The 23,878-nt window shown below is 43.4% G+C and carries 17 protein-coding genes and 1 pseudogene; 13 read left to right on the top strand and 5 right to left on the bottom strand.

The window, feature by feature from the left end; translation table 11 throughout:
• Window positions 1–63: 63 nt before the first annotated feature.
• From PBOR_RS18430 to PBOR_RS18445, 4 genes are all read right to left on the bottom strand, one after another.
• Window positions 64–3,870 carry a hypothetical protein gene (locus tag PBOR_RS18430; protein ID WP_042214108.1) on the bottom strand — a complete coding sequence of 1,269 codons (3,807 nt, stop codon included), beginning with the start codon at window positions 3,868–3,870 and terminating at the stop codon, window positions 64–66.
• 17 nt (window positions 3,871–3,887) lie between these two features.
• Window positions 3,888–8,054: a hypothetical protein gene (locus tag PBOR_RS18435; RefSeq protein ID WP_042214110.1), complete on the bottom strand. Its 4,167-nt coding sequence runs from the start codon at window positions 8,052–8,054 to the stop codon at window positions 3,888–3,890.
• A gap of 67 nt (window positions 8,055–8,121) precedes the next feature.
• Window positions 8,122–8,634, bottom strand: a complete 513-nt coding sequence (locus PBOR_RS18440; RefSeq protein WP_042214113.1) for a hypothetical protein — start codon at window positions 8,632–8,634, stop codon at window positions 8,122–8,124.
• 1,860 nt (window positions 8,635–10,494) lie between these two features.
• On the bottom strand, window positions 10,495–11,040 hold the full coding sequence (locus PBOR_RS18445) for a TetR/AcrR family transcriptional regulator (RefSeq protein WP_042214115.1): 546 nt from the start codon (window positions 11,038–11,040) through the stop codon (window positions 10,495–10,497).
• Window positions 11,041–11,261: 221 nt separating this feature from the next.
• Here PBOR_RS18445 and PBOR_RS18450 point away from each other — a divergent pair, with 221 nt between their 5' ends.
• The 10 genes from PBOR_RS18450 (at window position 11,262) to PBOR_RS18490 (ending at window position 18,932) form a co-directional block, all read left to right on the top strand.
• Window positions 11,262–12,113 carry a DUF3737 family protein gene (locus PBOR_RS18450; RefSeq protein ID WP_042214117.1) on the top strand — a complete coding sequence of 284 codons (852 nt, stop codon included), beginning with the start codon at window positions 11,262–11,264 and terminating at the stop codon, window positions 12,111–12,113.
• Window positions 12,114–12,126: 13 nt separating this feature from the next.
• A complete protein-coding gene (locus PBOR_RS18455; protein ID WP_042214119.1) occupies window positions 12,127–13,314 on the top strand; it encodes a MalY/PatB family protein in 1,188 nt (395 codons plus the stop codon).
• A gap of 584 nt (window positions 13,315–13,898) precedes the next feature.
• Window positions 13,899–14,465, top strand: coding sequence for a sugar O-acetyltransferase (locus PBOR_RS18460; RefSeq protein WP_042214122.1), 567 nt, complete (start codon window positions 13,899–13,901; stop codon window positions 14,463–14,465).
• Window positions 14,466–14,537: 72 nt separating this feature from the next.
• A complete protein-coding gene (locus PBOR_RS18465) occupies window positions 14,538–14,888 on the top strand; it encodes a cyclophilin-like fold protein (RefSeq protein WP_157764069.1) in 351 nt (116 codons plus the stop codon).
• Window positions 14,889–14,961: 73 nt separating this feature from the next.
• Window positions 14,962–15,555 (top strand): cyclophilin-like fold protein, encoded by a 594-nt coding sequence (locus PBOR_RS36335; protein ID WP_042214124.1) that lies wholly within the window; start codon window positions 14,962–14,964, stop codon window positions 15,553–15,555.
• Between the two features lie 229 nt (window positions 15,556–15,784).
• A complete protein-coding gene (locus PBOR_RS18475) occupies window positions 15,785–16,111 on the top strand; it encodes an S-layer homology domain-containing protein (protein ID WP_042214127.1) in 327 nt (108 codons plus the stop codon).
• Window positions 16,108–16,251 (top strand): cyclophilin-like fold protein, encoded by a 144-nt coding sequence (locus tag PBOR_RS37410; RefSeq protein ID WP_174479820.1) that lies wholly within the window; start codon window positions 16,108–16,110, stop codon window positions 16,249–16,251. Before PBOR_RS18475 ends, PBOR_RS37410 begins: the two co-directional genes overlap by 4 nt.
• Before the next feature lie 12 nt (window positions 16,252–16,263).
• Window positions 16,264–17,226 (top strand): helix-turn-helix domain-containing protein, encoded by a 963-nt coding sequence (locus tag PBOR_RS18480; RefSeq protein WP_245647823.1) that lies wholly within the window; start codon window positions 16,264–16,266, stop codon window positions 17,224–17,226.
• 196 nt (window positions 17,227–17,422) lie between these two features.
• Window positions 17,423–17,953 carry an NAD(P)H-dependent oxidoreductase gene (locus PBOR_RS18485; RefSeq protein ID WP_042214129.1) on the top strand — a complete coding sequence of 177 codons (531 nt, stop codon included), beginning with the start codon at window positions 17,423–17,425 and terminating at the stop codon, window positions 17,951–17,953.
• Window positions 17,954–17,969: 16 nt separating this feature from the next.
• Window positions 17,970–18,932, top strand: a complete 963-nt coding sequence (locus tag PBOR_RS18490) for an aldo/keto reductase (protein ID WP_174479821.1) — start codon at window positions 17,970–17,972, stop codon at window positions 18,930–18,932.
• 529 nt (window positions 18,933–19,461) lie between these two features.
• Here the strand turns inward: PBOR_RS18490 and PBOR_RS18495 are convergent.
• Window positions 19,462–19,974: pseudogene (locus tag PBOR_RS18495) on the bottom strand (C40 family peptidase); the annotation flags it as partial.
• A 297-nt stretch (window positions 19,975–20,271) separates the two neighbouring features.
• Between PBOR_RS18495 and PBOR_RS37730 the strand changes: the two are divergent.
• From PBOR_RS37730 to PBOR_RS37025, 3 genes are all read left to right on the top strand, one after another.
• Complete coding sequence (locus tag PBOR_RS37730) at window positions 20,272–20,439, top strand: hypothetical protein (RefSeq protein ID WP_218918840.1); 168 nt, start codon at window positions 20,272–20,274, stop codon at window positions 20,437–20,439.
• 1,113 nt (window positions 20,440–21,552) lie between these two features.
• Window positions 21,553–23,010, top strand: coding sequence for a 4-hydroxyphenylacetate 3-hydroxylase family protein (locus PBOR_RS18500; RefSeq protein WP_042214131.1), 1,458 nt, complete (start codon window positions 21,553–21,555; stop codon window positions 23,008–23,010).
• Between the two features lie 188 nt (window positions 23,011–23,198).
• Window positions 23,199–23,345 (top strand): hypothetical protein, encoded by a 147-nt coding sequence (locus PBOR_RS37025; protein WP_157764070.1) that lies wholly within the window; start codon window positions 23,199–23,201, stop codon window positions 23,343–23,345.
• Window positions 23,346–23,878: the final 533 nt, after the last annotated feature.

A 23,878-nucleotide genomic window follows, 5' to 3' on the forward strand; every position in this document is an offset into this window, starting at 1 on the left:
GGCGGAGGGACCGATCTCAAGCCGAAGAAAAGCTGCGATGCCGGGTAGGCTCGCAGCTTTCTTTCACATCTCAAATTCCACCGTACAGACGAGACGCATGTCACTGTTATTAGGGGCATCCCCATCGATCTCATAGCGCTCATACTCGCATACAATCAAACGGTACGGTTTGTCCCCGCGGGGACTTGGCAATGTAACCTGGCCAATCCATGTTTCTGGATTCTCAATTGGCGCTAGATAATAAGTAAAGTTGGGAACCGGCAACCATCCCTGCTCATGTTTATACGGATCCATCGTTTCAAGCTTTACCACAACTGCCCCGACTAATGCGCCACTCGGAGCAGGTCCGCTCAAACTGATATTTATCTTGCGTGAATCGGTTGGATCCTCCTGGAAAGTAACCAGTCGGTTCGAGGTTGTCTGGATAAAATCCAACAGCACCACCGGTGAAAGATGAGCGCCATTTAAAGACATTGGTTGGTAGCCTGCCAGCGCCAAACGAACAAAAGGATAATACTCATCGTAAGTGTTTATATCCACATTACAGTACCAGCGTTTGTGATCTTGGTCATATTGTACGGTATGGCCCGCCACATGGAAGTCCTCGTTCGGTAATTCTTGTAGATCATTCACAGTATCCCTAGCAACTGCTAGCTTGAAATCTTTAAGTTGGGGCAGGGCAGGGAATGCTCGTGCTTCGCCGTTTCGGATACCATCTTTGCCCCACTGCGTAATATAAGGTACTGGAATTGAGGTGCCAGTGAGGCCGGGCCAGAGAATGACTCCAAGCAATTCTCCTTCACCAGATGAGAACCATGGTCGGTCCAGATATATTCGCAATCCGCCGCCCTTTCGATGGATTTTCGTTTCACTCATGTCGTGTTCATGCTCCCATTCAAACGTGGGAACGGCATAGAGCACCTTAGGAGCAGCAGGAGGGGCCGAATTATAAATATCCACAGTCACACTTTCTGACGATCGAGTGATTTCACCGGGGAGATACGAATACAGAACATGAACCGACTCTCCTTTTCGTATAGCGCCAGTAGTGGTTCGGGTAATGGTTCCACTGCCGTAATCAATTGTATAATCTTTTATTCGCTCGTACTTGATTTTCTTGTCTTTGCTAAGCACATTCTCTGTGTTCTCAACGATACGCGTGTGTCTCAGTTCTGTACCCTGAGAACGATTCAGCGTACACCAATCTTCATAACGCTTATGAAAGTATTCACTAAACCGGCTAGTGGCATCGGCGGTATAGGTCACCTGACGGTACTTGGTGTCGCCAAATTCATGCCGGTAGCCCAAGTTAGCTTCATTCTTAGCGGCGTCTACTTTAATCTCACAGACATGAGCTTTGTGAGATATCGTCATACATTTGGGCTCGGATAAAGCGTCTACAGGCTCCTGCCAGCAAGCGTTAATATCGAGTTTAACGGTTGATTTGCCATCCATCCCAATGGAGCCATTTAAAGTTACATAGGTCTGACTCTTTTCTCGATTTGCCATAACTTGTTGAAAAACAGGCTCAATCAGTGGCTGCCTAACAGCATGCACTAGTGTTAATTCTCGGTTGGGTGTTAACATCCATAGTCGGCCTTCAAGTGCTAGTCTTCGTAGATAATCGCGAGTAGCCGCTGACGCAAGCGCGGGATCCGCTTCTTCTATCATTTGGCGAATTCCCATCAAGTTATAATCCTCATCTGACAGGTAGGAGCTTAGACGGATGGTAGCTGTTTCCGCCTTTGGCAAATACACCTTTAATAATCGGCGGTGTGGGTCCCAGTTCGGTTTTCCGGTACCATCTTCAAGCCGCAGGCGGAAAGGCAATGTCTCGAACCAGTCACCTTCAGTAGAAAATGGCACCATCATGATCTTGTCCATTCCTGACCCAGGTAGTCCTAGAAACGCGGCCCCTCGTGAAATTGGATCAGGCAAATAGGGTAGACGGAGCTGTGACTCTTCGTGTGGCTTGTCTGAAAAACTGCCGTCTTTATTGATCATAAGCTGGTATGCATTAGGATCCAAACCTGACGAAATATCAAAACATCCGTGTTGTTCCGCCATTACTTGAGATACTTTTGGCGGCGCAATGTGGCGCTCATTATAGGCCTCAACAGACGAGTTGTAATTACTTCGTATGATCAGATGGTGTACCGACTCACCTGGACCAGTGTCCTTTCTTAAAACGACAACGGGAGATTCCACAGGTTCATAGCGGTTATAGAACTGCTCTCGCGTCTGAGCGGTGTCCGTAACTGACTTCGGTAGCTCTTCATTCCAATCCCGGCTGTTGCCGGCCAGATCCACAGTCCTCATCCGAAAACGATAAGCCCGGCCGAATCGTAGTCTGGGGAGAGAGCCAGCAACAGGTTTGAAGTGGGTCTCCAATTGAAAATTGCTGCTCGCATTGTTGCTCGCCGATGCAACAGCATCCTGTGGGTCGATGACCTTACCGGGTCGCGGTGCTACCAAACTCCAACCTCCCCAAGTAAAGAGTGACTGATGGAGATAAAGATCTAGCGAAGTTTTGTCTGCGGCCGTTGTTAGACCCATGGATATAAACCCCTCGTCGGTGAGCCTAATCCCATGATTGCCGAAGTCATATTTGCCCTCCCGGCGGCACAAAGAATGCCAAGCCTCAGACTCAGAATCCCACACGTCGACGCGATACCCGCGTACCAACTGTTCCGCAAACAGTATACCTGCTCCACCTTCGACATCGGTGTTTAATCCAACGCTATCATTAAGGGATTGGGACAATTCAGAGGCTCGATCTGCATGCACAATAGAGATGCCATTGGAACGGAAAGAGGGGAGGGCGCTTCCCGCGGATTGATCCCACTCTCGAATCCCCTCAATGTTCCGGAGAAATTCCAGAAACTTAAGTGAAGTACTGTCCGCATCTACCTGAATGACTGAGTAAGGTTCAACGTCCTCTAAAGGATTATTTCGCATATTAACAAGTTGCACATATCCTTCTGAAATCCCCAAATTGGCTGGAGTTGCTGTAAAGATGTTATGGGCAGGGTCGATCGAATACATGGTCTCGGGGCACCTGTCTATGCTATCGCCTAGTGCCGATGACCAGTTGGGGACGATAGCTACGCTTCCGGTTAAAGGAATCCCTGCTTCGAGATCCACTTCTAGATCGAATGTCAGGCCCAATTCACGAAGCAATAGCGGATAATCTCCGAGACTTGAGATGACTTGGTGAAAATCGAGTGTCGGGATTTTAGGCTCTACTCTGGTTTGTGGATCAAGTTGCGGATAAAATTGCTGCAACTGATATAGATCTTTTCGCCATTGATCAATATCCCGTTCCTTAATTGATTCTCGTGGAAGGGCCAATTGTTCTTTAAGCATTGTTTCTATATCTTTTTTGTCCTGATTGGTGGGAATGAGTTGTCTCAGATAATACCATCCTTCTTCATCGAACCGCGGGTTCTCAGTTGGATGTTTTAGCACCACATCTTGGTATACACGTTTAATCATTTGAAGGATGTTGCCAACAGGATAGGATCGGATCTTCCGAGTGTGAAAATCGTCAGGGTTAAACTCATAGGGCAGCACAGATGTTTCTGCTGGAAACAAAGCTTTCCATAATTCCAATCGAGGTGTAGTCGTACTCACAACAGTTGCTTTCAGTGTAGGGCCGTTAGTAAAGCGAATAGAGAATTTTGGGTTTTTTTCTGGCCAACTCAGGAAATCAGGAAACTGCTGAAGCTCCAAAGTACCATCTGAATGAGTTGGTTCTGTAGCATCACTCATCAACCTCGGTGAGACTACGGCTGAAAGACGTAGTCTCGGATGATGGCCGGCAATTATCCCATTCGGATGAGCCGTCCACAGCACAGTCTGTTTAAGCATATAAAATCCTCCTTGTATTAAGCAAAAGCACTACTATATGCGTACCAGTCATCTTCATCGATCATCTCTTCAATGAGTGGGTCTCCGTCAGAGCCCGAGAACTGCTTTTCCACGGTCAGGTCCACACTCTTGCTTGTTAATAGCAAGTGTATCTTCACTGTCAACGTCGCTTGTCCCCATGCTTTACCAGGGTCACGATAATTTAAACTAAGGTAGAACTCAGCAGAAACTGTGACTAACCCGAGTACTTGTAGCACTCCGCCGCAGCGCACATAGCCCGTGAGTTGACAAATGCGCTTATTTGTGGCGGCGTCGTTCTCCATCCTGTAGTATATTCCAGCCATTAGGTAGATTCCGCCACTAGCCACTCCTAGATCGAGCGCTTGATTACCTCCGAATTCCAAGGAGGCTTCAAGCAATTTGACCGGATTATCTTTGTCGAGCGACAACATAATGCCGAAGAAGCCGCCGCCGCCGAATGTTCCGACCGTAAGCACAAACGGATTCTCCCGCGATGCGAAAGCAAAGTAAAAAGTAGCGGGAGAGCCGTCAAAGGGAAGATTAAACCTGGTGAAAAATGTAAGGTTCTGAAGCGCCAGAATACCCAATGTCACGTTAGGAATGGCCATGCTGGAACTTACAGAAACTCCTAACGGTGTTACATCAATCCCTGAATCCTCTCCAACAGACTTCAAGAAATCCTGAAGGCTTATTACAAATTGAAGCGCGCCACCAAATTCAACGTTTTCGATCTTAGGGGTGACTACCGGTTTTTGACCGCTTCTTGCTTTAAAGGTCAATTCGTTGAAATGTAGAGTCAGGAATTGAGTTGTCTGGTCAGTACCGATCAGATTAACCTTGAAATTACGCAGCTCCCCAGTGACATCATACGTAGACTCTGGGGGAGACAGTTTGGTGTAAATCAAGGCAGAGAGTTTCATTGTGGTATCTTTGTTTGCCTCAAAGATATTTTCCGGATCGGACTTCATTAGGGGCTCCAACTTATAGAGGGTCTCAATGGCTTCAGGCGCTCTATTTTTGTCTTCTTGTCCATTAACCTTCGGATAGATCACACGGTTGGTCAATTGGGGGATGCTGCCTGGATATTCGGAAAGCTTTACTTTTTCAACAATCTCTTTGAGTAGTATTCCACCCAGTAATTTGGCTTCTCCTAGAATACTTCCAATAAGATCCTCATCTAAAAATTTCTTAATAGCATTTACTGCTACTGGGCCATACGTTCGGGACAGACCTTTAATGGATAAATCAGGCGTAATTATAGCGCCTGCCTTGTCCCCTGGAAAAGTCTTTGAAACAGCTTTAGTCAGATTTAAAAACACTTCTCCCGGATTGATTTCCTTATCGAAACCCGATCTACGGTAGATATCATCATATTGAAAAAGTAATTCATTGTTATTACTCAAGAGATTGTTACTATCTGCACCTGTGATCTGTTCTACTGCAGGAATCTTGACATCTGCCGTGCTCATATGGGGGTAAAATCCTGGTAGCTCATTTTTCTCGGTAATTTCTGCTCCAAAAGTTAATAAATTCACAACGAACTCAGTGTCCCCAGGTTTGCTCGTGGGTGCAAAGGCTAATTTTTGCCCATCCATTGATCGTTTTTGTCGTTCTGGAGTATATTCTTTAATACGTTCTTCAATAATTTTTTTATACTGTTCGGGTGTGATTTTCTCAGTAGGTGCTTCAACGAAAGCAATTGCGGTAGTGAACGGTTTCCAATTGTCTTCGTAATCTTTCCCCTCCAGTTGGAATAAAAAGTCTTTTTCAAACCCTTTTTCACCCACCTGGATCCATGGTGTCAAAACGATGTGAGGTGTTTGGAGAGTCTTCACCCTAACTTGCGTGAATGGGAAATTACGTCCTTCATTCGGCATGCCAGGTGCCGGATAGAACCGTTCAGGCTCGCGAACGACCACAATATCCCAAGATACAAGATAGGCTACCATCTCCTGAGAAGAGGAGAGCTCGCATCTGCGCTCGGTGACAGTGATATGGGCCGCGCGATGGCCAAAAGGGAATAAATAGCCCTCACGAACTATTTTGACATAGTTATCGCGTCCCATAGCAGCTCTGTGGGTCCAATTACTTAAATTAGTGACTGGAGAAATCGGATCATATGGCCAATTTCCCTCGATGTCTAACCAAGCTCCCAGCGAAGAAAGCATCATGTTGTTAACCTTGATAGCCTCAAGATAGTTCGATGAGTTAATAACAATATCTCTGCGATCTTCTTTTTCCAGCGACATCTGGAAAGGATTTACTCCGTCCTTGTCCTTGCACCAGATTGCACGCACGGTACGCAAAGTAGTCTCCTGTTCATCGATGCCATCCTTTGTTCGCACCCCCAAGCGAGTATGCCAGAGTTCGGTCATCCCTCCATGGGTGACTGGTTTAGCTGCATGTCCCCATCCTGCAAACCAGTTGGGAGAGAGGATGAGCCGGTAAGGAGCCTCGATTGCCGTATGCTCCACGCCCGGAGCCTCTGTTTCTTGCGCTGGTAGTTCTGGCATTAACAGAGGGTTAGACTCGTCTACGTTATATCCTGTTAGGTGACTTAGTAAGAGGTTAGGGGCGACTGGTGATGGCATGGCCGATGGGACGACGCTCTGTTCAAAGCTGCTCCAATTGAGAAGCGTCTCCAATGCATAAGGAAGTTCGCTCACCATTCTCGGAACACGGAAGGCTAGTCGGCTAGGTCCGGCCATGCGTACAGCTACTGGTGGGTTTGGAAATGGTGAGCCTTCCTTGAATGCTTGCTCTGCGATGTGTTGTGGGGGGAAATAGACAACCAGATAGGCAGGTGTGTCGAGAGATACTTGTTCCCAATGGGCGTGCTTGCCTCCGCCGGTTCGAAAGGCCATATTCACAAAAGCGATACGGAGCAACAGCAAATCTTTTGGACGAAGCAATGAAATCGTGAGCTCCGACATAGCCAGAATCGGCGATGGAAGGTCCGGGTCGATCTGCAAAGCAGGCAGTCCTAATGCTTCAGTATTGGCAAAACCTGGATGTCGCTCGACTCCTGCCGGATATATGCCTAATACATTGAAAGGCTCGGTTGGAATTGCCTCTACAATAATCCCCTTAAGAGGCGCTGCAAAGGATAACAGGGCCGGTGCAACAACGGCAGACTCAATACGCTTGTCCCTGGCGACTAGCTCAAAACTGGCATTCTGTCCGTCACCTAAGAGAAGGCTGCACCCGCTCAGGTGGTACCAGATGGGCTCTGAACTGAAATGTCCAAATTGGGCAGCTTGTATCGTACTCTCATCAAAACCCATGGCATAGCGTACGTTGTAGAGAAGGAATGGATTTGGCATACCGTGAAGTCTAAGTTTCCAGATTCTCTTATCTTCTTGAGCTGGCTGGGCAACAAATGCTTGTTCCTTACTCCCGTTTCCATTGACCGCTGTTTCTAAATGTAATTCATCATATAGATAATCCGGAAATTCAGGCGATTCCACTTGCCAACCTTCTGGTAGCGTGATTGCAGGGGTTAAGGATGAGGTTCCCCATAATCGGTGAAATGAGAATATGGTGCGCCGAGCTGGTGTCACTGCAAATAGACTATCGTGATGTTGATCTGCCATCCCAAAAACAATTTGATCGGAATAGACGGATGTACCTAAATAGTGTAACCAAGCTATAGTCTGACCTTTCAGACAGAAGATCCAACCAGGGAAAAACTCCATCTGTGCGTCCCCATCAAGGAGCACTTCTCCGTGCTTTCCAAGTTTACAGATCGAAGCTGTATCAAGCTCAACCCATTCACTCCTAATTGGATGTTCTCCTGTTAACCATTTAGCCAACGAAACCTGACTTTGGAGTTCCCCAAAATCAAGTTTTAAATCCATTACATGGCTACCGTTGTCTGAGTTAATCTCACAAATTAGATTTGCCGAAAGACTGGTTCCAGGGAAAAATGCGTTCTTAAGTTCCACACGGATCCTGTTCGGGATAGAGTCATCCACCATAAGTTTAGGAGTTCCGTCAAAATGTGATTCGTCAATCACCCATCGCTCCTCGCCCCCGAGTAGAAATACAACCCGTTTCGGCGACTCAATTCTTACTTCCGGAATCTCCTCTGGCATCGGAGAAGGGACCGATATGTCTGAATATCGCCGCTTTTTCAAGAATATAGTGTTCAGTTCTATGCTCACTTACTCACCCTCCCTTGTCATTACTCTTCACATTTACGATGCTGAACGATCATATTTATGCGAGATCTTATTCTAGCGGAGCCGTTGGGGCGTCAGCAGGTCCATATGTTTGTAATTCATTGAAAGTCGAGGGGATCGCCCAGCAAACTTTATCACTGTCATTACAACCGGATTTTTCGGGTTTAAATATAGCGTTTGGAGCCGTGAGTATGGTGTATGTCGGATATCCTGGAATACCTTCATAAGAAGAAACTTGAATTCTTTTGAGATCGTCGTATTTTGCGGCGAATGGTCCGTCAAGAATGGTCCCGCCGGGAAATTTAGCCCGAAATCCCTGCGGGATGTATACTCCGTCGCAATCAAAATCGCTGGGAGTTGCACTCCTGCTTTTCAAGACATATAAGGAGTTATGAAAACCATCATTTTTATTGTTTGGGCCATAGATGACTACATGCATATCGGTTTCGTTGAAACATTTGCCATTGATTAGGTTCTCTAATCTTACTTTTTCACCTAGGGAGCGTGACGCCTCTGTAGCCAATTCTTCAATAAGGATGCCTTTATTCAGTACCTTATTCATCAAATCTCCTCCTTTGACAGGTGGCGTTGCCATGTTTTGAACTAATGATTAATATTGTTTGCACTGTTTTCAAAAATATACTCTTCACGGAAATCACCCACAGCCGTACGATCTGAACATTTCAGCCAGCCTGGAGTGAATTTGATTATCTAACTGCAGCCGGTAAGTGGTCTATTACTCCGCATTCATAAAGATACGAAAGACAATAAACTCTTTAGTCCTACACCGCATAATTTATCTTACTACTTGGGATGACCCTATTTTACACAACCAATTGAAACGGGTGACTACATAATTCCGACTAAAGAAGTTTTACGCCTAATGGGTAGTATGATGAGAATCATAAACAATCGTCTCTCAAAAATGATTGTTTACGGTAGACCGAGAATGGGGAAGACATGGGCTTTACGTTTTGCTGTTAGAACATTTACCTACAAATTTTGGAGCACCATTGCCTATTCTGTTAGCCAATTGTAATTCCTGCCGGAGACAGATCGTTAATTTCATGATTGAAAAAGCAGAAAAATCAAAGCTACGGCGTTTGGTTCTAATCATTGACGAGGCACACCGGCTCACAAAGGCACATTATTATTGGTTGATAGAGATAGCTATAATGCGCTTGTTCAGAAAAAAATTTCAATGACTGTTATATCTGTTGGCCAAGAAGAACTCCCTGCAAGACGAACTTTTTTTCTGGAGCAAAAGAGATCTCAAATTATTGGTCGTTTTATGACACATGAATAGGTGTAGTTTAAGTCAGTACTTTTTTCCAGAAGGTTACAGAAGGAAGGAAAGATTAGAAAACGAAGCGAAAATGTTATTTGAGCTATTCGCGGAGTTGAGAAAGGAACATGGGGTTTCTGCAGCGTTGGCAGTTATTAAAAAATAATGGGGAAGACTTTCCTGATATTTGTCCATACGCTTATGCTTATGTTAACTGGCGTAAAACACTTTTAAAGACAGAACGTTTTTATCGTTCCGATATTCGAAGCAATGATCTAGCCAGGAGCGGGGACGACTTGGATACGAGCTGCTTACTAATGCAATAACTGATTACATCAATTGGAAGAATATGTTCTTAGGAGTAAGGGGAAACGGGTAAATAAGGATACATAAGAGTGTTGATTCAAGAACAATGGCCATATCGATTTAGTTTAGTTTTTTTATGAGTGTCTAAAATATGCAGATGATATATTAGTACCGGCAAGGATATCCATGAATTATCCAAAAAATTATCAAATGATTAATTACGTGAGTTCCTATATAAAGAAGCATTATTATTAAAAACAAATCATTAGGAGTTGTTTTTTTATGGCCAGAAAGGGGCTTTATCGGCAATGGACAAGAACATGGTACTATTTCCGATTTGATATTCATCTAATCAGTTTAAATTCCGGGACATTTTAAATGTTATCCATTTAAGGCGACAAACAGAGTTTTTATTATTTATACTAAAAGCACAAACAAAAAAGCACAAGTAATAACCGCAGTGTTTATCTCTACAGTTATTTGCTTGTGAAAAAACCAACCATTTTAACTTATATAAATCAAGTTGTATGGCGGGCTGCACGAAACGAACCATAACAAATAACGATTAAATATTAGCCATTATTAATATAACAATGGGCTCGATCAAATTAACATTCCAAGTGTAGCCAACGCACCGGATCCGATCAACGAATTTTCATAGTGGAATTAACGAGATTAATCATTAAGGGACCAAGTTCTTGCCCTTTACTCCAGACAAGAACTTGGTCTCTTTGCCGATTTAATTAATGTCTGTTGGGATAGCGATTCTGGTAAGGTTCATTCCATCAATGTTCTTTCCTGAGCTACAGTATCCTGAAAGATTATTGACGTTTATACAACCCTCTCTAGCAAGATCCCCACTTGACTTGCCATGACTTCAGGCGGATAAGGCATTCCTTTCGAGATCCACCATTCCACGATCCCTACGAATGCGGTTCCCATAAAGCAGCCCATAATCTCTTCATTTAATCCGTGATTTTTCTCTTCGTTTACATCTACCTCAGCTTTGTATTCTTCAATTAGAAATTCAAGGAACCGCGTACGAAAAGAAGGGGCTCCTTTACTCGCTAACATCGTTGAAAAAAACAAATAATTACGCTCAAAGTATTCGAAGTAGACCAGATTAGCATCTCGCCAATCCAATTCACATACATATCCGTTCATTTCCCGCATTTCGTTAATATATTCTTCAATGAGTTTATCCAATAGATCGAATTTATCCGTGTAATGAAGATATATTGTTGCCCTGTGAACATTTGCCCTATCAGAAATATCCTGAATGGTAATGCTATCAAAACTTTTTTCAGACATCAGTCCAATAACAGCTTTCTTTATCGCTTCCTGCGATTTGAGTATTCTTCTATCTACTTTTGACATGGTTAGGCTCACCATTCTTTCTTAAATAATCGACATTTAATGATAATTTGTAGATTAATCGACAGATATCATTATTTTAACGATTGTAACCAGCTCAATTCTATATATTATTATACACATGTCGTCTAATCGATCAATATCGATTATATACTGGAAATGTTGTTTTCATTCCAAATCAATCGAATTTCATAGAAATAAACAATAAGAGAGGAATTAACATCATGAGATTAATCGAAAATAGAACATTTGAGGGTGAACGGCCGTTATTCAAAATTTCCGATATACACATTGAAGACAGCGAGTTTCTGCCTGGGGAATCTGCAATAAAAGAAAGTAGCAATGTGCACGTATCTCGTTGTCGTTTCTCAAGTAAATATCCATTTTGGCATAATAAAAATATAGAAATTAAGGATAGCTATTTCTCTGAAGGTAGCCGCGCAGCTATTTGGTATACAAATGGGGTCGTCATGAACAACTGCAAAGTGGATGCCCCCAAGATATTTAGAGATGCCAGCAATATCAACATTGTCAAAACAATTATGGATACGAATGCAACCTTATGGGACTGTTACAATGTGAGCATTTTTGATTCGGAATTCAAGGGCAACTATTTGTTATTGCATGGCAACAATATCGAAATTAATAACTTCAGATTAGACGGTGATTACTCCTTTCAGCATGTGAAACAAGGGGTGATTAGGAATAGCATGATCCTATCCAAGGATGCACTTTGGAACACAGAAGATATCACGGTATATGATTCCATACTCGAAGGAGAATACTTAGGGTGGTATTCCAAAAATTTGAGACTCGTAAATTGTAAAATTATCGGGACACAGCCTTTGTGCTATGCAGAAAACCTGATTTTAGAAAACTGTGAGATGATCAATACCGACTTGAGCTTTGAGTATACAACCGTTCAGGCTGAAATCATAAATACCCTGGATAGTGTGAAGAATCCCATTAGCGGCGTCATAAAGGCAGAAGGCATTAAAACATTGGTACTAGACGATCCGGAACTAAACCTATCAAACCTGCAAATTATAACAAATGCTAAGATCGAGTCACTTTAAGGAGGCTAATTGTGTGAAGTATGATTTTGACCAAATAATTAATCGGAAACATACAAATAGTGCGAAATGGGATACGGACAACGGATTCGATACTTTACCGATGTGGGTAGCCGATATGGACTTTACAACCGCAGAACCGATTATAAAAGCTCTAGAAGAACGAGCGCGGCATGGGATTTTTGGATATGCAAGTATACCGGATGCTTATTATGAAGCGGAGGTTCACTGGTGGGAGAGACGCCATCATTTCACAATCCATAAGGAATGGATCGAAGTTAGTACCGGTGTTATACCCTCGCTTTCAGCGATCGTTCAAGCCTTTACAGAGGCTGGAGATCAAGTATTGATTCAATCCCCTATTTACAACTATTTCAATACCTCTATAACGAATAACGGCTGTCATGTCGTTGTCAATGAACTCAAGCACAATGGCGATACCTATGAAATTGATTTCGATGATTTTGAACAAAAGGCTTCCCATGAAAAAGTTAAACTCTTTATTCTCTGTAATCCTCACAATCCTGTTGGAAGAGTATGGAGCAGAGCGGAGATGCTGCGATTAGCCGAAATATGTTTACGGCATAACGTAGTAGTTGTGTCTGATGAAATTCATAGGGATTTGGTATATACAGATAATCATTTCACTCCTTTTGCCTCAATGGGTGAAGAGTTTCTAATGAACTCAATAACATGCACGGCACCTAGCAAAACCTTCAATCTTGCTGGACTTAAAACATCTAATATTATATCGGCAAACGAAGAATTCAGAAAAAAAGTCAACCGGTCACTTAATGTTAATGAGGCCATTGAACCTAATGTTTTTGGAATTGAAGCTTTAATTGCCGCTTATAACAATGGGGAAGAATGGTTAGATCAATTGCTGGATTATCTTGCAGGGAACAGGGATTACATCATGTCTTTTATAAAAGAAAGACTGCCTGACTTAAGGGCTCTACTCCCAGAGGCAACTTATTTAATCTGGATCGATTGCCGGAGTCTTGGTATCCCTTCAACAGAGTTGAGTAAGAAGCTATTGGAAGAAGGACAACTAAGAATAAATGAAGGCCTCATCTATGGCGATACAGGAGAGGGATTTATCCGCATAAATATTGCTTGTCCAAGAGTGCTATTGCATAAGGGACTAGAAAGACTCGAGCAGGTTGTGAAATCAATTCACTGCAATTTATCAGGGAACCTGTAATTCATAGAGGGGAGAATCATACATGAAAAAAACACTTGTGTATCTGCTGGTATTATTCCTGCTGAAAATAACAATGCCACTCCACTCGTTACAGGTGAGCAGAAAATACTCATAGCGTACTTTTCCCGCGTCGGTAATACAGATTTCGATTCAAATATAGATGCCGTTACCAGCGCAAGTCTAAACCTCCAAGACAGCGTGCTTGCTGGGAATACGGAAATTATCGCGGATATGATCCAGAAAGCGATAGGCGGAGAGCTGTTCCTCATTTCAACTGCAAATAAATTCCCGGCCAATTATGACACGGTTGTAGATTTGGGCCAGCAGCAGAAGGAGGGTATACAACGATCAACGACCCTGAGAATCCTGAGTGGGTAAAGAAAAACGGGAAAATTGAAGGGGTTGGATTGAAGTCCAGCGACATCACCGATGCTGTAGCCTATGCCATTAGCACACCAGATAGTGTCGCGGTAAGCGAAATCCTGATTCGCCCAACGAACCAAGTTGTCTAACTGAATGAAGTCAACGATATGCTGCAGAGATTACCATTGAACTATTCTTAAATCAAAGAGAGGTCTAACAAAATGAATCCAAAAGATATCTTTGAACGTGAGAAATCAGGTGAACTGATTTCTCTGGATGATCCGGAATATTATAAAATCCGGGAGGTCATTAACAAAGCACAACAAATCACCTTTGAATTAAATAGCTCATCCTATGAAGCTGAAAGGGTTAGAAGTTTATTCTCGAAGTTAACGGGAGCAGAAATCGATGACACATTCGATCTCCTTCCGCCGTTCTACACCGACTTCGGCAGAAATATCAGGGTAGGGAAAAATGTATTTATCAATCACGCTTGTTCGTTTATGGATAGAGGTGGGATTACAATCGAAGATCATGTTCTCATCGGACCGAAAGTGAATTTGATTACCATTAACCACCCGCTGAATCCCGCTCAAAGACAATCTACAATTTGCACCCCTATCGTAATAAAAAGAAATGCCTGGATAGGCATCGGTGCCATGGTGATGCCTGGTGTTACGATTGGAGAAAATTCGATCGTATCCGCCGGCGCTGTGGTCACGAAAGACGTTCCGCCGAATACGGTTGTGGCAGGCGTTCCGGCAAAAATGATAAAGCAGATAGATTAGAAAGTAAAAGAGTATTGTGAAATAACTTTTTGCGCTCCCTCTCGAGTTCTGGAGAACGGCACAAAAATCAATATGCATTTCGGTGATGTGATCATCCCTGGCACACTGAACGACAGCATTACAGCACAGGACTTAATATCCAAGCTGCCTTATACCGTGCATGTAAACCGCTATTCCCACGACTTCTGCGGCGTAATGGATGATCCGCTGGAGTTCAGTGAAGAAGATGTTCATTACGGGTGGCTCAATGGTGACATTGACTTTGCCACTGATGCAGATTATTTCACTATTCTTTTTGAAGATGATGGAAAGAAGTCTGAGCAATATGGTTACCAGGTGAACATCGGAAAAATTGACATTGAATTATCGGTAATAAGCCAACTGACCGGAAGCTATGATGTACTGATCGAACTGGCAGATTAATGGGTACCTCTCCTTCATGAGCTAGCCGTGAACGGTTAGCTCGAACGGGTAATTTTTTGAAAGGAGGTGCAACATGCGTCAAGTCTTAAGTGTACTGTTATGCACTTGGTTTATATTTGCATTGGCAGCCTGCAGTAAAACACATAATGAACAATATTCCGACTCTGCTTTTCCCGGCGGAAGCGCGGAAAGTACAAATTCACAAGTACCTGCGGAGAGCGCACCGACTTTAACACTACCACCATCTGCATTACCTTCGGAGATCGCATTAGATGAAACAGGGGGTAATGATTCCATGAAAACCGGCATAATTCCCATCCATATTACTGTAGGCAGCACTACATTTACAGCAACACTTCATGACAACGAAACATCTCAGGCGTTAGTCGCACAACTTCCTTTGACCCTCCGGATGAATGAACTCAATAGACTCGAGAAGTATTATAATCTGTCTGAGGATCTTCCTGCTCCATCTGCGGAGCGTCCTGCAACCATTCATGCCGGTGATATTATGATCTGGTCAGGAAACACTCTGGTGCTTTTTTATCAAACCTTCTCTAATTCTCACGGCGGTTATGTACTGCTGGGAAAGGTGGACGATCCGTCCAACCTTGCTATTGCTCTTGGTTCAGATTATGTACAGGTTTCATGGTCACTTGCAGACTGAGCTAGTAACGGGAGGATTTAAATGAAATAATACTTAAAACGAATTGCCGTTGTACTCGTCATAGTTCTAATATCAGGCATTCTCGGACAAACTACTTATGCCGCTGACAACAATGTTGAGGCAGATACTCTCCATAGCCTGGGATTATTTCAAGGCACTAATAATGGTTATGAGCTCGACCAGCAGGTTACACGGGCTCAGGCGGCGGTCATAATGGTCCGTCTGCTAGGTGCAGAAAAATGAAGCGAGGGAGGGCAGATACAGCCATCCTTTTACCGATGTACCCGCCTGGGCAGATGCTGCTGTTGCTTATATGTACAGCTCAAACTTTACCCAAGGCATTAGTCGCGACAAGTTTAATCCCGGCGGGTTATGCAGTCTTCAGATGTACGCTACCTTTGTGCTGCGCGCGCTGGGTTATGGAAATGACTTTTCGTATCAGACAGCAATAGATGCAGCGGATGAACTTGGTCTATTGCCAGCGATCACAGACAACAATGATTTTCTGCGCGGCGACATGGTATCCATTTCTTATGCGCCTTGGCCGTCAAAATGAAAGGAAGTAATATAGCTATATTTTATAAGGATTTTGGATACTCCAGCGGACTGATTCCATTAGGCAGCATTGATTCCGGAATTGAAGCCCTTGCAGGTATGAATGAGGCTTTTACAGTTACAATTGAACGAATGGATTAGAGGGGAAACTGAATGGAAATGGAAGCCCAAGAAAACGTAGGTTCACCTAAATCGAAAAGTACAGGTAGATTAATCAGAGTGCCCGAGCAACTGGACAACGCGCCAGACCAAAACGGGAACTTAAAACTAAATGGGATGTCTGTCATTACATTTTGCCTGCACACCCAAGGCAGAATAGGATCCTATTTTCTGAAGGAACACCTTTTGCTGTACGTGAAGTCAGGGATATATACTGTTCGTTTCAGAGACCAGAAGTATACTGTACGTAGTAATGAGATGGTGTTCCTGCACAAATCGATTGTGATTGAATACGAGAAATCAGGGGAACCTGGTTCCAAGTACTTACTTGATTATATGATGTTTTTTCTAAACGAAAAAACGTTGGAGGATTTCGTCAAGTTCGCAGAGATGAAGCCCATCTACCCCGTGAGCGATATAGTTCCGGTGTCCATTATTCCAGTCAATAACCTCATTACATCTTATATTGAATCCTTAAAACCTTATTTCGACAAACCGGATCATATCAACGACGGCTTGGTTCGAGTCAAGTTAATGGAGCTGCTGTTTCATATTGCAGATTCAAATGAACGATTTCTATACCAGTTGCTGCAGCCGGGCAATAATGACAGTACCGGTATCGGTAAAATCATGGAGGAGAATTTCACTAATCCAGTTTCTCTTCACGATCTGGCTTATTTGTCGGGAAGAAGCCTGTCTACGTTCAAGCGTGATTTCCAGGCAACGTATGATACATCTCCGTTGAAGTGGATTCGCAACCGGAGGCTTGATAAAGCCGAGAACCTTTTATTAGAAACGACGATTTCCGTCACTGATATCTGTTACTCCGTGGGATTCGAAAACATCGCTCATTTCTCCAAAGTGTTCAAGCTTCGGTTTGGACAGTCTCCGTCGGAATATAGACAACAATCCAGGCTAAGGGACGATAGAGTGAAGAACAGGGTAAGTACAAGCTAATGAAAACCTGAAAAACGCACTTCAGTCGTATAACGTTTCACGGTTGTTTCCGTGAAACGTTTTTTTATATCAAAATATTTGGGCTAAATGAACAAATGAAATGGGCCTGTCAGCAAAGAAACAATGGGTCTTTCTTGATATTCTTAATTCATGCAATACAGCTTGATCCACTAAAAGAAATAAGGAGAGATACCATATGAAAACACTGGTCCTTGTATTCCACCCTAATCTGGCTGATTCCCGTCTCAACCGCCGCTGGGCTGAAGAAATGGAGAAACAGTCTGATGTAACGATTCACCGCGTTTATGAAGCATATCCCAATGAGGAAATCGACGTTGCTGCCGAGCAAAAGTTGATGGAGCAGCATGATCGGGTCATTCTGCAATTCCCTATTTATTGGTACAGCTCACCATCATTGCTGAAAAAATGGCAGGATACTGTACTCACTTACGGATGGGCTTATGGAAGCACAGGAAACAAACTGCATGGCAAAGAACTCCTGCTTGCCGTTAGCGTAGGTGCTTCAGAAGACTCCTATACGGCTGAAGGTGCGTTCAGCTTCACTCTTACAGAACTGCTTCGGCCGTTCCATGCAACAAGCAACATGATTGGTACACGTTATTTGACACCTTACGCAGCCTTTGGAGTCATGCAGTTAACCGTTGAACAAATGGAACAAACTGTGAAAGACTATTTGGAACATGCACTGAAACCAGCCGCAGAATAGAAAGGCGTGAACGATAATGAAATTGGTGAAAATGAAAAATGAGATGATTCCTTCAATCGCTCTTGGTACTTGGTCTTGGGGTACCGGCTCAGCCGGCGGTGATGCCATTTTTGGAAATCACCTTTCGGCAGCGGATCTGAAGCCGGTATTTGAAGCCGCGATGGATGCCGGATTCAATCTATGGGATACAGCAGCTGTATACGGAATGGGTGCTTCAGAAACTATTTTGGGAAGCTTCACTAAAGGCCGCAATGATGTACTGATCTCAGCGAAATTCACACCTCAAATGGCCGGTAATAATGACAACACGGTTGAGGAACTTTTGGACGGAAGCTTAAATCGGCTTGGTGTTGAGCATTCAGACATTTATTGGATCCACAATCCGGCAGATGTGAAAAGATGGACGTCAAAACTGATCCCTCTGATGAAAAGCGGAAAAGTAAAATATGCCGGTGTCTCTAATCATAATCTGGAAGAAATCAAATTGGCAGCCAGTATCTTGGCGGAAGAAGGACTGGAAATTTCAGCAGTACAAAACCATTACAGTCTGCTGTACCGTTCATCAGAAGAAGCAGGAATTATAGATTACTGCAAAGAGCAAAATATTGTGTTCTTTTCATATATGGTCTTGGAACAAGGGGCATTGACTGACAAGTACAGTGCGCAACATCCTTTACCAAGCGGTACCCGTAGAGGCGAAGCATTTGATTCTGACACGCTCACCAAGCTGGAAGGCTTAATTTTAGCTATGAGAAACATCGGAAGTAAACACAATGCATCCACTGCACAAATTGCAACAGCTTGGGCCATGGCGAAAGGAACCGTGCCGATTATCGGCGTTACGAAAACTTCCCACATTGAGGATGCTATAAAAGCAGCAGAAATCAGTCTGACCGAGCAAGAAATCACCGATCTTGAAGCGGCAGCAAAAGAGACCGGCGTAGAGGTCAAAGGCGAGTGGGAAAATTCGATGCATTAGCACAAAAAATCGTATTGCTGTTAACATTGACAAACTTTTACTTGTGCATCGAACTTAAAGTTGCGCCACTTGCCGTACGTTGACCTCACTATTTTCTGTAGAGGCCATTTATAACTCGTTTTTCACCTAAAGGAGTTTTTATGCCAGTCATTACAATTGAAGCAGCCAAATTAAATAAAGAGCAAAAAAAATGAGTTTACCCGCGGGGTTTCATTTGACGCTTAGGGTACAACATGGAGTTTCCGGAGTTTTTTAATTCAGCGCTAATTCATTTTTGTAAAGCTTCACACTAAAAACTCCTTCACCAAGTACACGGTTAAGGAGTTTTCATATTATAGTAAAACTGCATACTCCAACGTTTAAGATAAATTCTTTTTTCTTATGATTAAGCAGCTTATTTAATACTGTTAAGCCAATCCCAAGCATCACCGATCGTCTGATCCTGAGACGAATCAGCGGAAGGAGAAGTTGGGGAGAGTGTGTCCGGAGTAGCAGATCCGCTATCTGAAACAGCTTGTCCGTTAGCAGGTAATACGCGGCGTGCTGTTGTATAATGTGAATCCCACCAGCCTGTATCCAGAGCAGTAATGGTCACTCCATCTTCTCCGTACGTATGAAGTATTTTACCGTTGCCCATATATACCGCTACATGATGAATCGGGGAATAGAAAAATACAAGATCGCCAGGCTGAAGCTCATTTCTTGACACAAATGTTCCAGTTGTAGACTGGTCTTTGGAAGAACGGGGGAGTGTGATTCCATTTTGTTCGAAAATAAACTGCGTGAATGAAGAGCAGTCAAAAGAACTCGAATCCCCCGACTCTGCACCGTATTCATAGCGGACGCCCTGATATTTCAATCCTGTTGCAATGACCTGATCGGCAACGCTCGTAGATGCGGAGTCTGAGGCAGATGTACTTGTTGCCGCATATGCTGTACTGCTGCTGCCGATCAAGCCGGTTGCGCCAGTAAGCAAGACCATACCTAAGCTGACTACGATACTTAAGTTGCGGAAACGTCTTGTGCCGTGAATTGTATTCATATGTTACCTCCTGTTGTTGCAGTCTGGTTAATTGTCTGATTCAACTCTAACACAGAATTTATTAACATTAATTGCTAATGGCTGCGATTTCACTTCTCCTTCAAGGCTTACAAGCCGTTTATTAAAAAAAGATTACGATTTTGTCATTATTTTTTATTGACATGCCTGGTACAGGGAGCATGGTGAAGATGCGGAAGGCAGAGACTCAGCCGAGCGAGTAGCCAATCTTGAACTGATAAATCATTTTAATGCACTTAGATTCAAATCGGGACTACCGCTAATACTCAAGACATCAAGTTGATTCTTAAGGCGATAGATGAAGCGAACCTGGATGTGGAGACGGAAATCATGATTGCCGAGGCAGATGCCGATTGGAGATCAATGCTTGACCGCGCTCTTGATTTGGGTGTGACTGGGCTTCTTCTCAGCGCATGCGGCTACGTTCAACCGCGGAGTATCCACTGAACACATTATCGGTCATATCGGGGAGCAAATCTCTTATCTCGCAGCCCATGGAGGAAGAGTCTCCTTTGATCCGATAGATGGTCCCAGACAGACCGATTGTTGGAGATTGGGCATTCCTCTCATGGAGATGAAGGACACCACCGGATTCACCATTTCCTGCAGTGCTGGACAGAAACGTCGTCGAGAGAGTGAGGGCTGCAGTGATCCAAGCAGTTGTTGTCTTCCGGGCAAGCGAGAGTTATGCCTGTTGACTTGATGGATGGAGTGTCGTAATCAACCCAACAACGGGAAAGGCTGTGTATTTCATTGTCCATTAATGCAAAATTGTAGGTGAAGGATTCCCGGTAGTTATTTTGCATGGCTGGTCTTTGGATCACAGCGTAATGTCTGTATGCCTTGAGCCAAATATGATGGTAGGGGAATTAGGTAAATAAAGATACATTGGAGTGGATTCAAGAACAATGGTCATATCGATTTTGTCTGATGTTTTTCTATTTAAAAAATGAAATCATATGTACCGGCACGGATATCCATGGATTATCCAAAAATTATCAACTGATTAATTACGTAAGTTCATATATTAAGAAGCATGATTATTAAAAACAACTCCAATTGAGTTGTTTTTTTATGGCTAGAATAGGGGCTTTGTCGGCAATGGGACTAAGTTCTTGTCCTACAAGGGACTATATTCTTGTTCACAAACATGTTGTTGTGTTGTCAAATGTAGGAGGACAAGAACTTGATCCCATTGCCGATTTGATAATAATCTAAAGTTATTTGTGCTAAGTAATATGTTTGACTCGAGGTTGGATGAAGAAAGCTATCATGATCATAAAGGTAATGTCTCAGAGTAATGACGAGACTGTACCTTAAGATAATAGTGAAGTTAAAGTATACTAATGTGATTGGAACTAACCTGAGAGTAGGTCAAGAGGAAGATATGCGTGAAGGAAAATTGACTACTGGCGTTATATCCGATAATCCTCTTTTATATGGAAAGTAAATGTTTGAACATGGACAATGTACTTCTTTTAACGGTACAACGTATTTTAGAGAAACTGGATTAGTCAAATTGGTTGACCCGTTGAATGTTCATGAATGGGGTGGTGGGCTATGGCAATTAAGAACGGCAAAGAATATACCGATCGTATCAACCGCCAGCAAATCAATATATGGTATCAAGGTAAAACCATCAAAAGGCCTTTATCCAGCCATCCTGCTTTCAACGGATTAATAAAGACCCAAGCTGAAATGTATGATATGCAGCATCAGAAGAAAATCATGGAACAAATGACCTTTCAAAGCGGGACTGACGGGGAGCGTTACGGACTTTCCTTCCTGGCACCAAGAAGCAAGGAAGACCTAGTTCGCAGGAGAATCATGATGGAATTGTGGGCAGAGAAGCACCATGGGTTTTTAGGGAGATCACCAGATTATATGAATACGACGCTGATGTCTTTATATACCGCGGCTCATCTGTTACAAGAATACAATCCGGAATATGAAGATAATCTCAAAAAGTACTATGAATACTGCCGCAGTCAGGACATCACATTATCCCATGCATTCATTCAACCGTTTGCCAGCCGATTGTCCGAACTGGTGGACGAGGTTGATGATTCAATTACAGCTAAAGTTATCGATCGCAAGGAGAACGGAATTGTGGTAAACGGTGCTTTTATGATGGCTACGCAGGCAGCAACCTGTGATGAAATACTGGTGTTCCCTTCACCTCTCCCTTCCATGCTGGAACCGGATAATCCATATGCCTTTGCATTTGCCGTTCCCAATGATCTGGAAGGGATGACCTTCATTTGTCGTGAGAGTTATTCAGGCTCATCTCATTATGATCATCCGCTGAGCAGCAGATTTGAAGAAATGGACGCCATGGTTATCTTCGATCACGTGTTCATACCACGCAACCGAATCTTTTACTTAGGGAATGAAGAGATTGGAGAGCGGCTGTTCAGCGAAGGGAATTTTCACAGCCATGCAGGTCATCAGGTGCTTACACGTTACATTGCCAAGACGGAATTTCTTCTTGGCCTGATCTCTAAATTGTCGGATGAACAGAATATCGCTCTCGAAGCAGTTACTATGGAGCGGATATCCCGGATTTTGACCATGCTTGAAAATTTGAAATCCCTTCGTCTGGCTTCGGAAATTATGGCAGAACCGGATTCCAAAGGCTATTATGTGCCGGCCAAAAAGCCGCTGATTGCTGCTACGATGCAGTATTCCTCTTTTTATCAGGAGATGCTGGGTATGCTCCAGGACATCAGTTCCAGCAGCCTTGTTATGCTTCCTTCCGAGACAGACTTCGAATCTGATGCCGGTGACTTTATCCGTCTTTATCTTAAAGGACAGGATACATCAGCCTGCGACCGGATTTCTCTTTTCCGACTGACCTGGGAACTGGGTGTCGGTCCCTTCGGCGGCAGACAGAAACAGTTTGAGCGCTTTTTCTTTGGAAACACCCGTACGCTTTCTTCCCGAATGTATAACGTATACAGTCTGGACAAATACAAAGCGATGATTGATGAATTTCTGCACCGCGGGGAAACCCACTGATTCCAGAGACGTGGCAATTCCTCGCCTGAACTTCACTGCATGGAAGGAACACTAAACGGATTTCTCAGATTGTCGAGAACCCCAGGTCTTTTAAAGACTCTGGGTTTCTTTTGTATTTCAATGGCAAGCCGTAATTCCTGCAGGATATCCGTGTAAGTGTCTAAGAGAGAAGTATTGGAGGGGATCATATGAGAGAACTAAAAAATATTGAAGAATGTATTCTGGAACGCGCACTGTACCCAATGGGAAAGAATAAAAGCTGCAATATCGCGATTCGGGCAATTGCCAAGGAAGCTAATGTAGATGTAAGTGCCATCAATTATTTTCAGAAGTAAAGACGAAATGCTCAACCTGGTAAAAGAATTTCACATTCAAAATATCCTAACTGTATTGTCAATATTACAAAATGAAGCCTGCAGTACAAAAGAGAAGATGCTGCTAGCCGCAAACAAGATTATGGAATATTCGCTGCGTTTTCCCGGTAACAGAGTAATATATACACATTCCTTAGAATGTTCGGATAAGGATGAAACTTTAAGACAGATTATTGATCTATCGTAGGAGATAGGCGGCCTGCTCAAAGAGTGTTTACGTAATCTCATGTGCCCGGCTGAAGAAGTATAGCGTCATGGGTGTTGGCGACCAGCGGCAGCAAAAAGAAATGCTGAAAGCAGTCCCTCTGGAACAGAAGCAGAAGGTGCGAATCCACAGGCTAGAGGCAGAGCAAGCCAAACTTAGCTACGTTAAGGATTGATGCTGCCAATCAAACTACAAAATAAAGGGACTAACTTAGTCATGTACATATGTACAAAATACGGGTTTTGTGAAGTAGTAGTAAGTGAATAAACAGGACCAGCCTAAATCAGGC

The organism is Paenibacillus borealis, from assembly GCF_000758665.1.
In the GTDB taxonomy this organism is placed as follows: Bacteria; Bacillota; Bacilli; order Paenibacillales; family Paenibacillaceae; genus Paenibacillus_AQ; species Paenibacillus_AQ borealis.

Coding starts and splice junctions, on each gene's coding strand:
- PBOR_RS18430 (WP_042214108.1), bottom strand. CDS start 3,870: ATGCTTAAACAGACTGTGCTGTGGACGGCTCATCCGAATGGGATAATT.
- PBOR_RS18440 (WP_042214113.1), bottom strand. CDS start 8,634: ATGAATAAGGTACTGAATAAAGGCATCCTTATTGAAGAATTGGCTACA.
- PBOR_RS18445 (WP_042214115.1), bottom strand. CDS start 11,040: ATGTCAAAAGTAGATAGAAGAATACTCAAATCGCAGGAAGCGATAAAG.
- PBOR_RS18450 (WP_042214117.1), top strand. CDS start 11,262: ATGAGATTAATCGAAAATAGAACATTTGAGGGTGAACGGCCGTTATTC.
- PBOR_RS18460 (WP_042214122.1), top strand. CDS start 13,899: ATGAATCCAAAAGATATCTTTGAACGTGAGAAATCAGGTGAACTGATT.
- PBOR_RS18465 (WP_157764069.1), top strand. CDS start 14,538: ATGCATTTCGGTGATGTGATCATCCCTGGCACACTGAACGACAGCATT.
- PBOR_RS36335 (WP_042214124.1), top strand. CDS start 14,962: ATGCGTCAAGTCTTAAGTGTACTGTTATGCACTTGGTTTATATTTGCA.
- PBOR_RS37410 (WP_174479820.1), top strand. CDS start 16,108: ATGAAAGGAAGTAATATAGCTATATTTTATAAGGATTTTGGATACTCC.
- PBOR_RS18480 (WP_245647823.1), top strand. CDS start 16,264: ATGGAAATGGAAGCCCAAGAAAACGTAGGTTCACCTAAATCGAAAAGT.
- PBOR_RS18485 (WP_042214129.1), top strand. CDS start 17,423: ATGAAAACACTGGTCCTTGTATTCCACCCTAATCTGGCTGATTCCCGT.
- PBOR_RS18490 (WP_174479821.1), top strand. CDS start 17,970: ATGAAATTGGTGAAAATGAAAAATGAGATGATTCCTTCAATCGCTCTT.
- PBOR_RS18500 (WP_042214131.1), top strand. CDS start 21,553: ATGGCAATTAAGAACGGCAAAGAATATACCGATCGTATCAACCGCCAG.
- PBOR_RS37025 (WP_157764070.1), top strand. CDS start 23,199: ATGAGAGAACTAAAAAATATTGAAGAATGTATTCTGGAACGCGCACTG.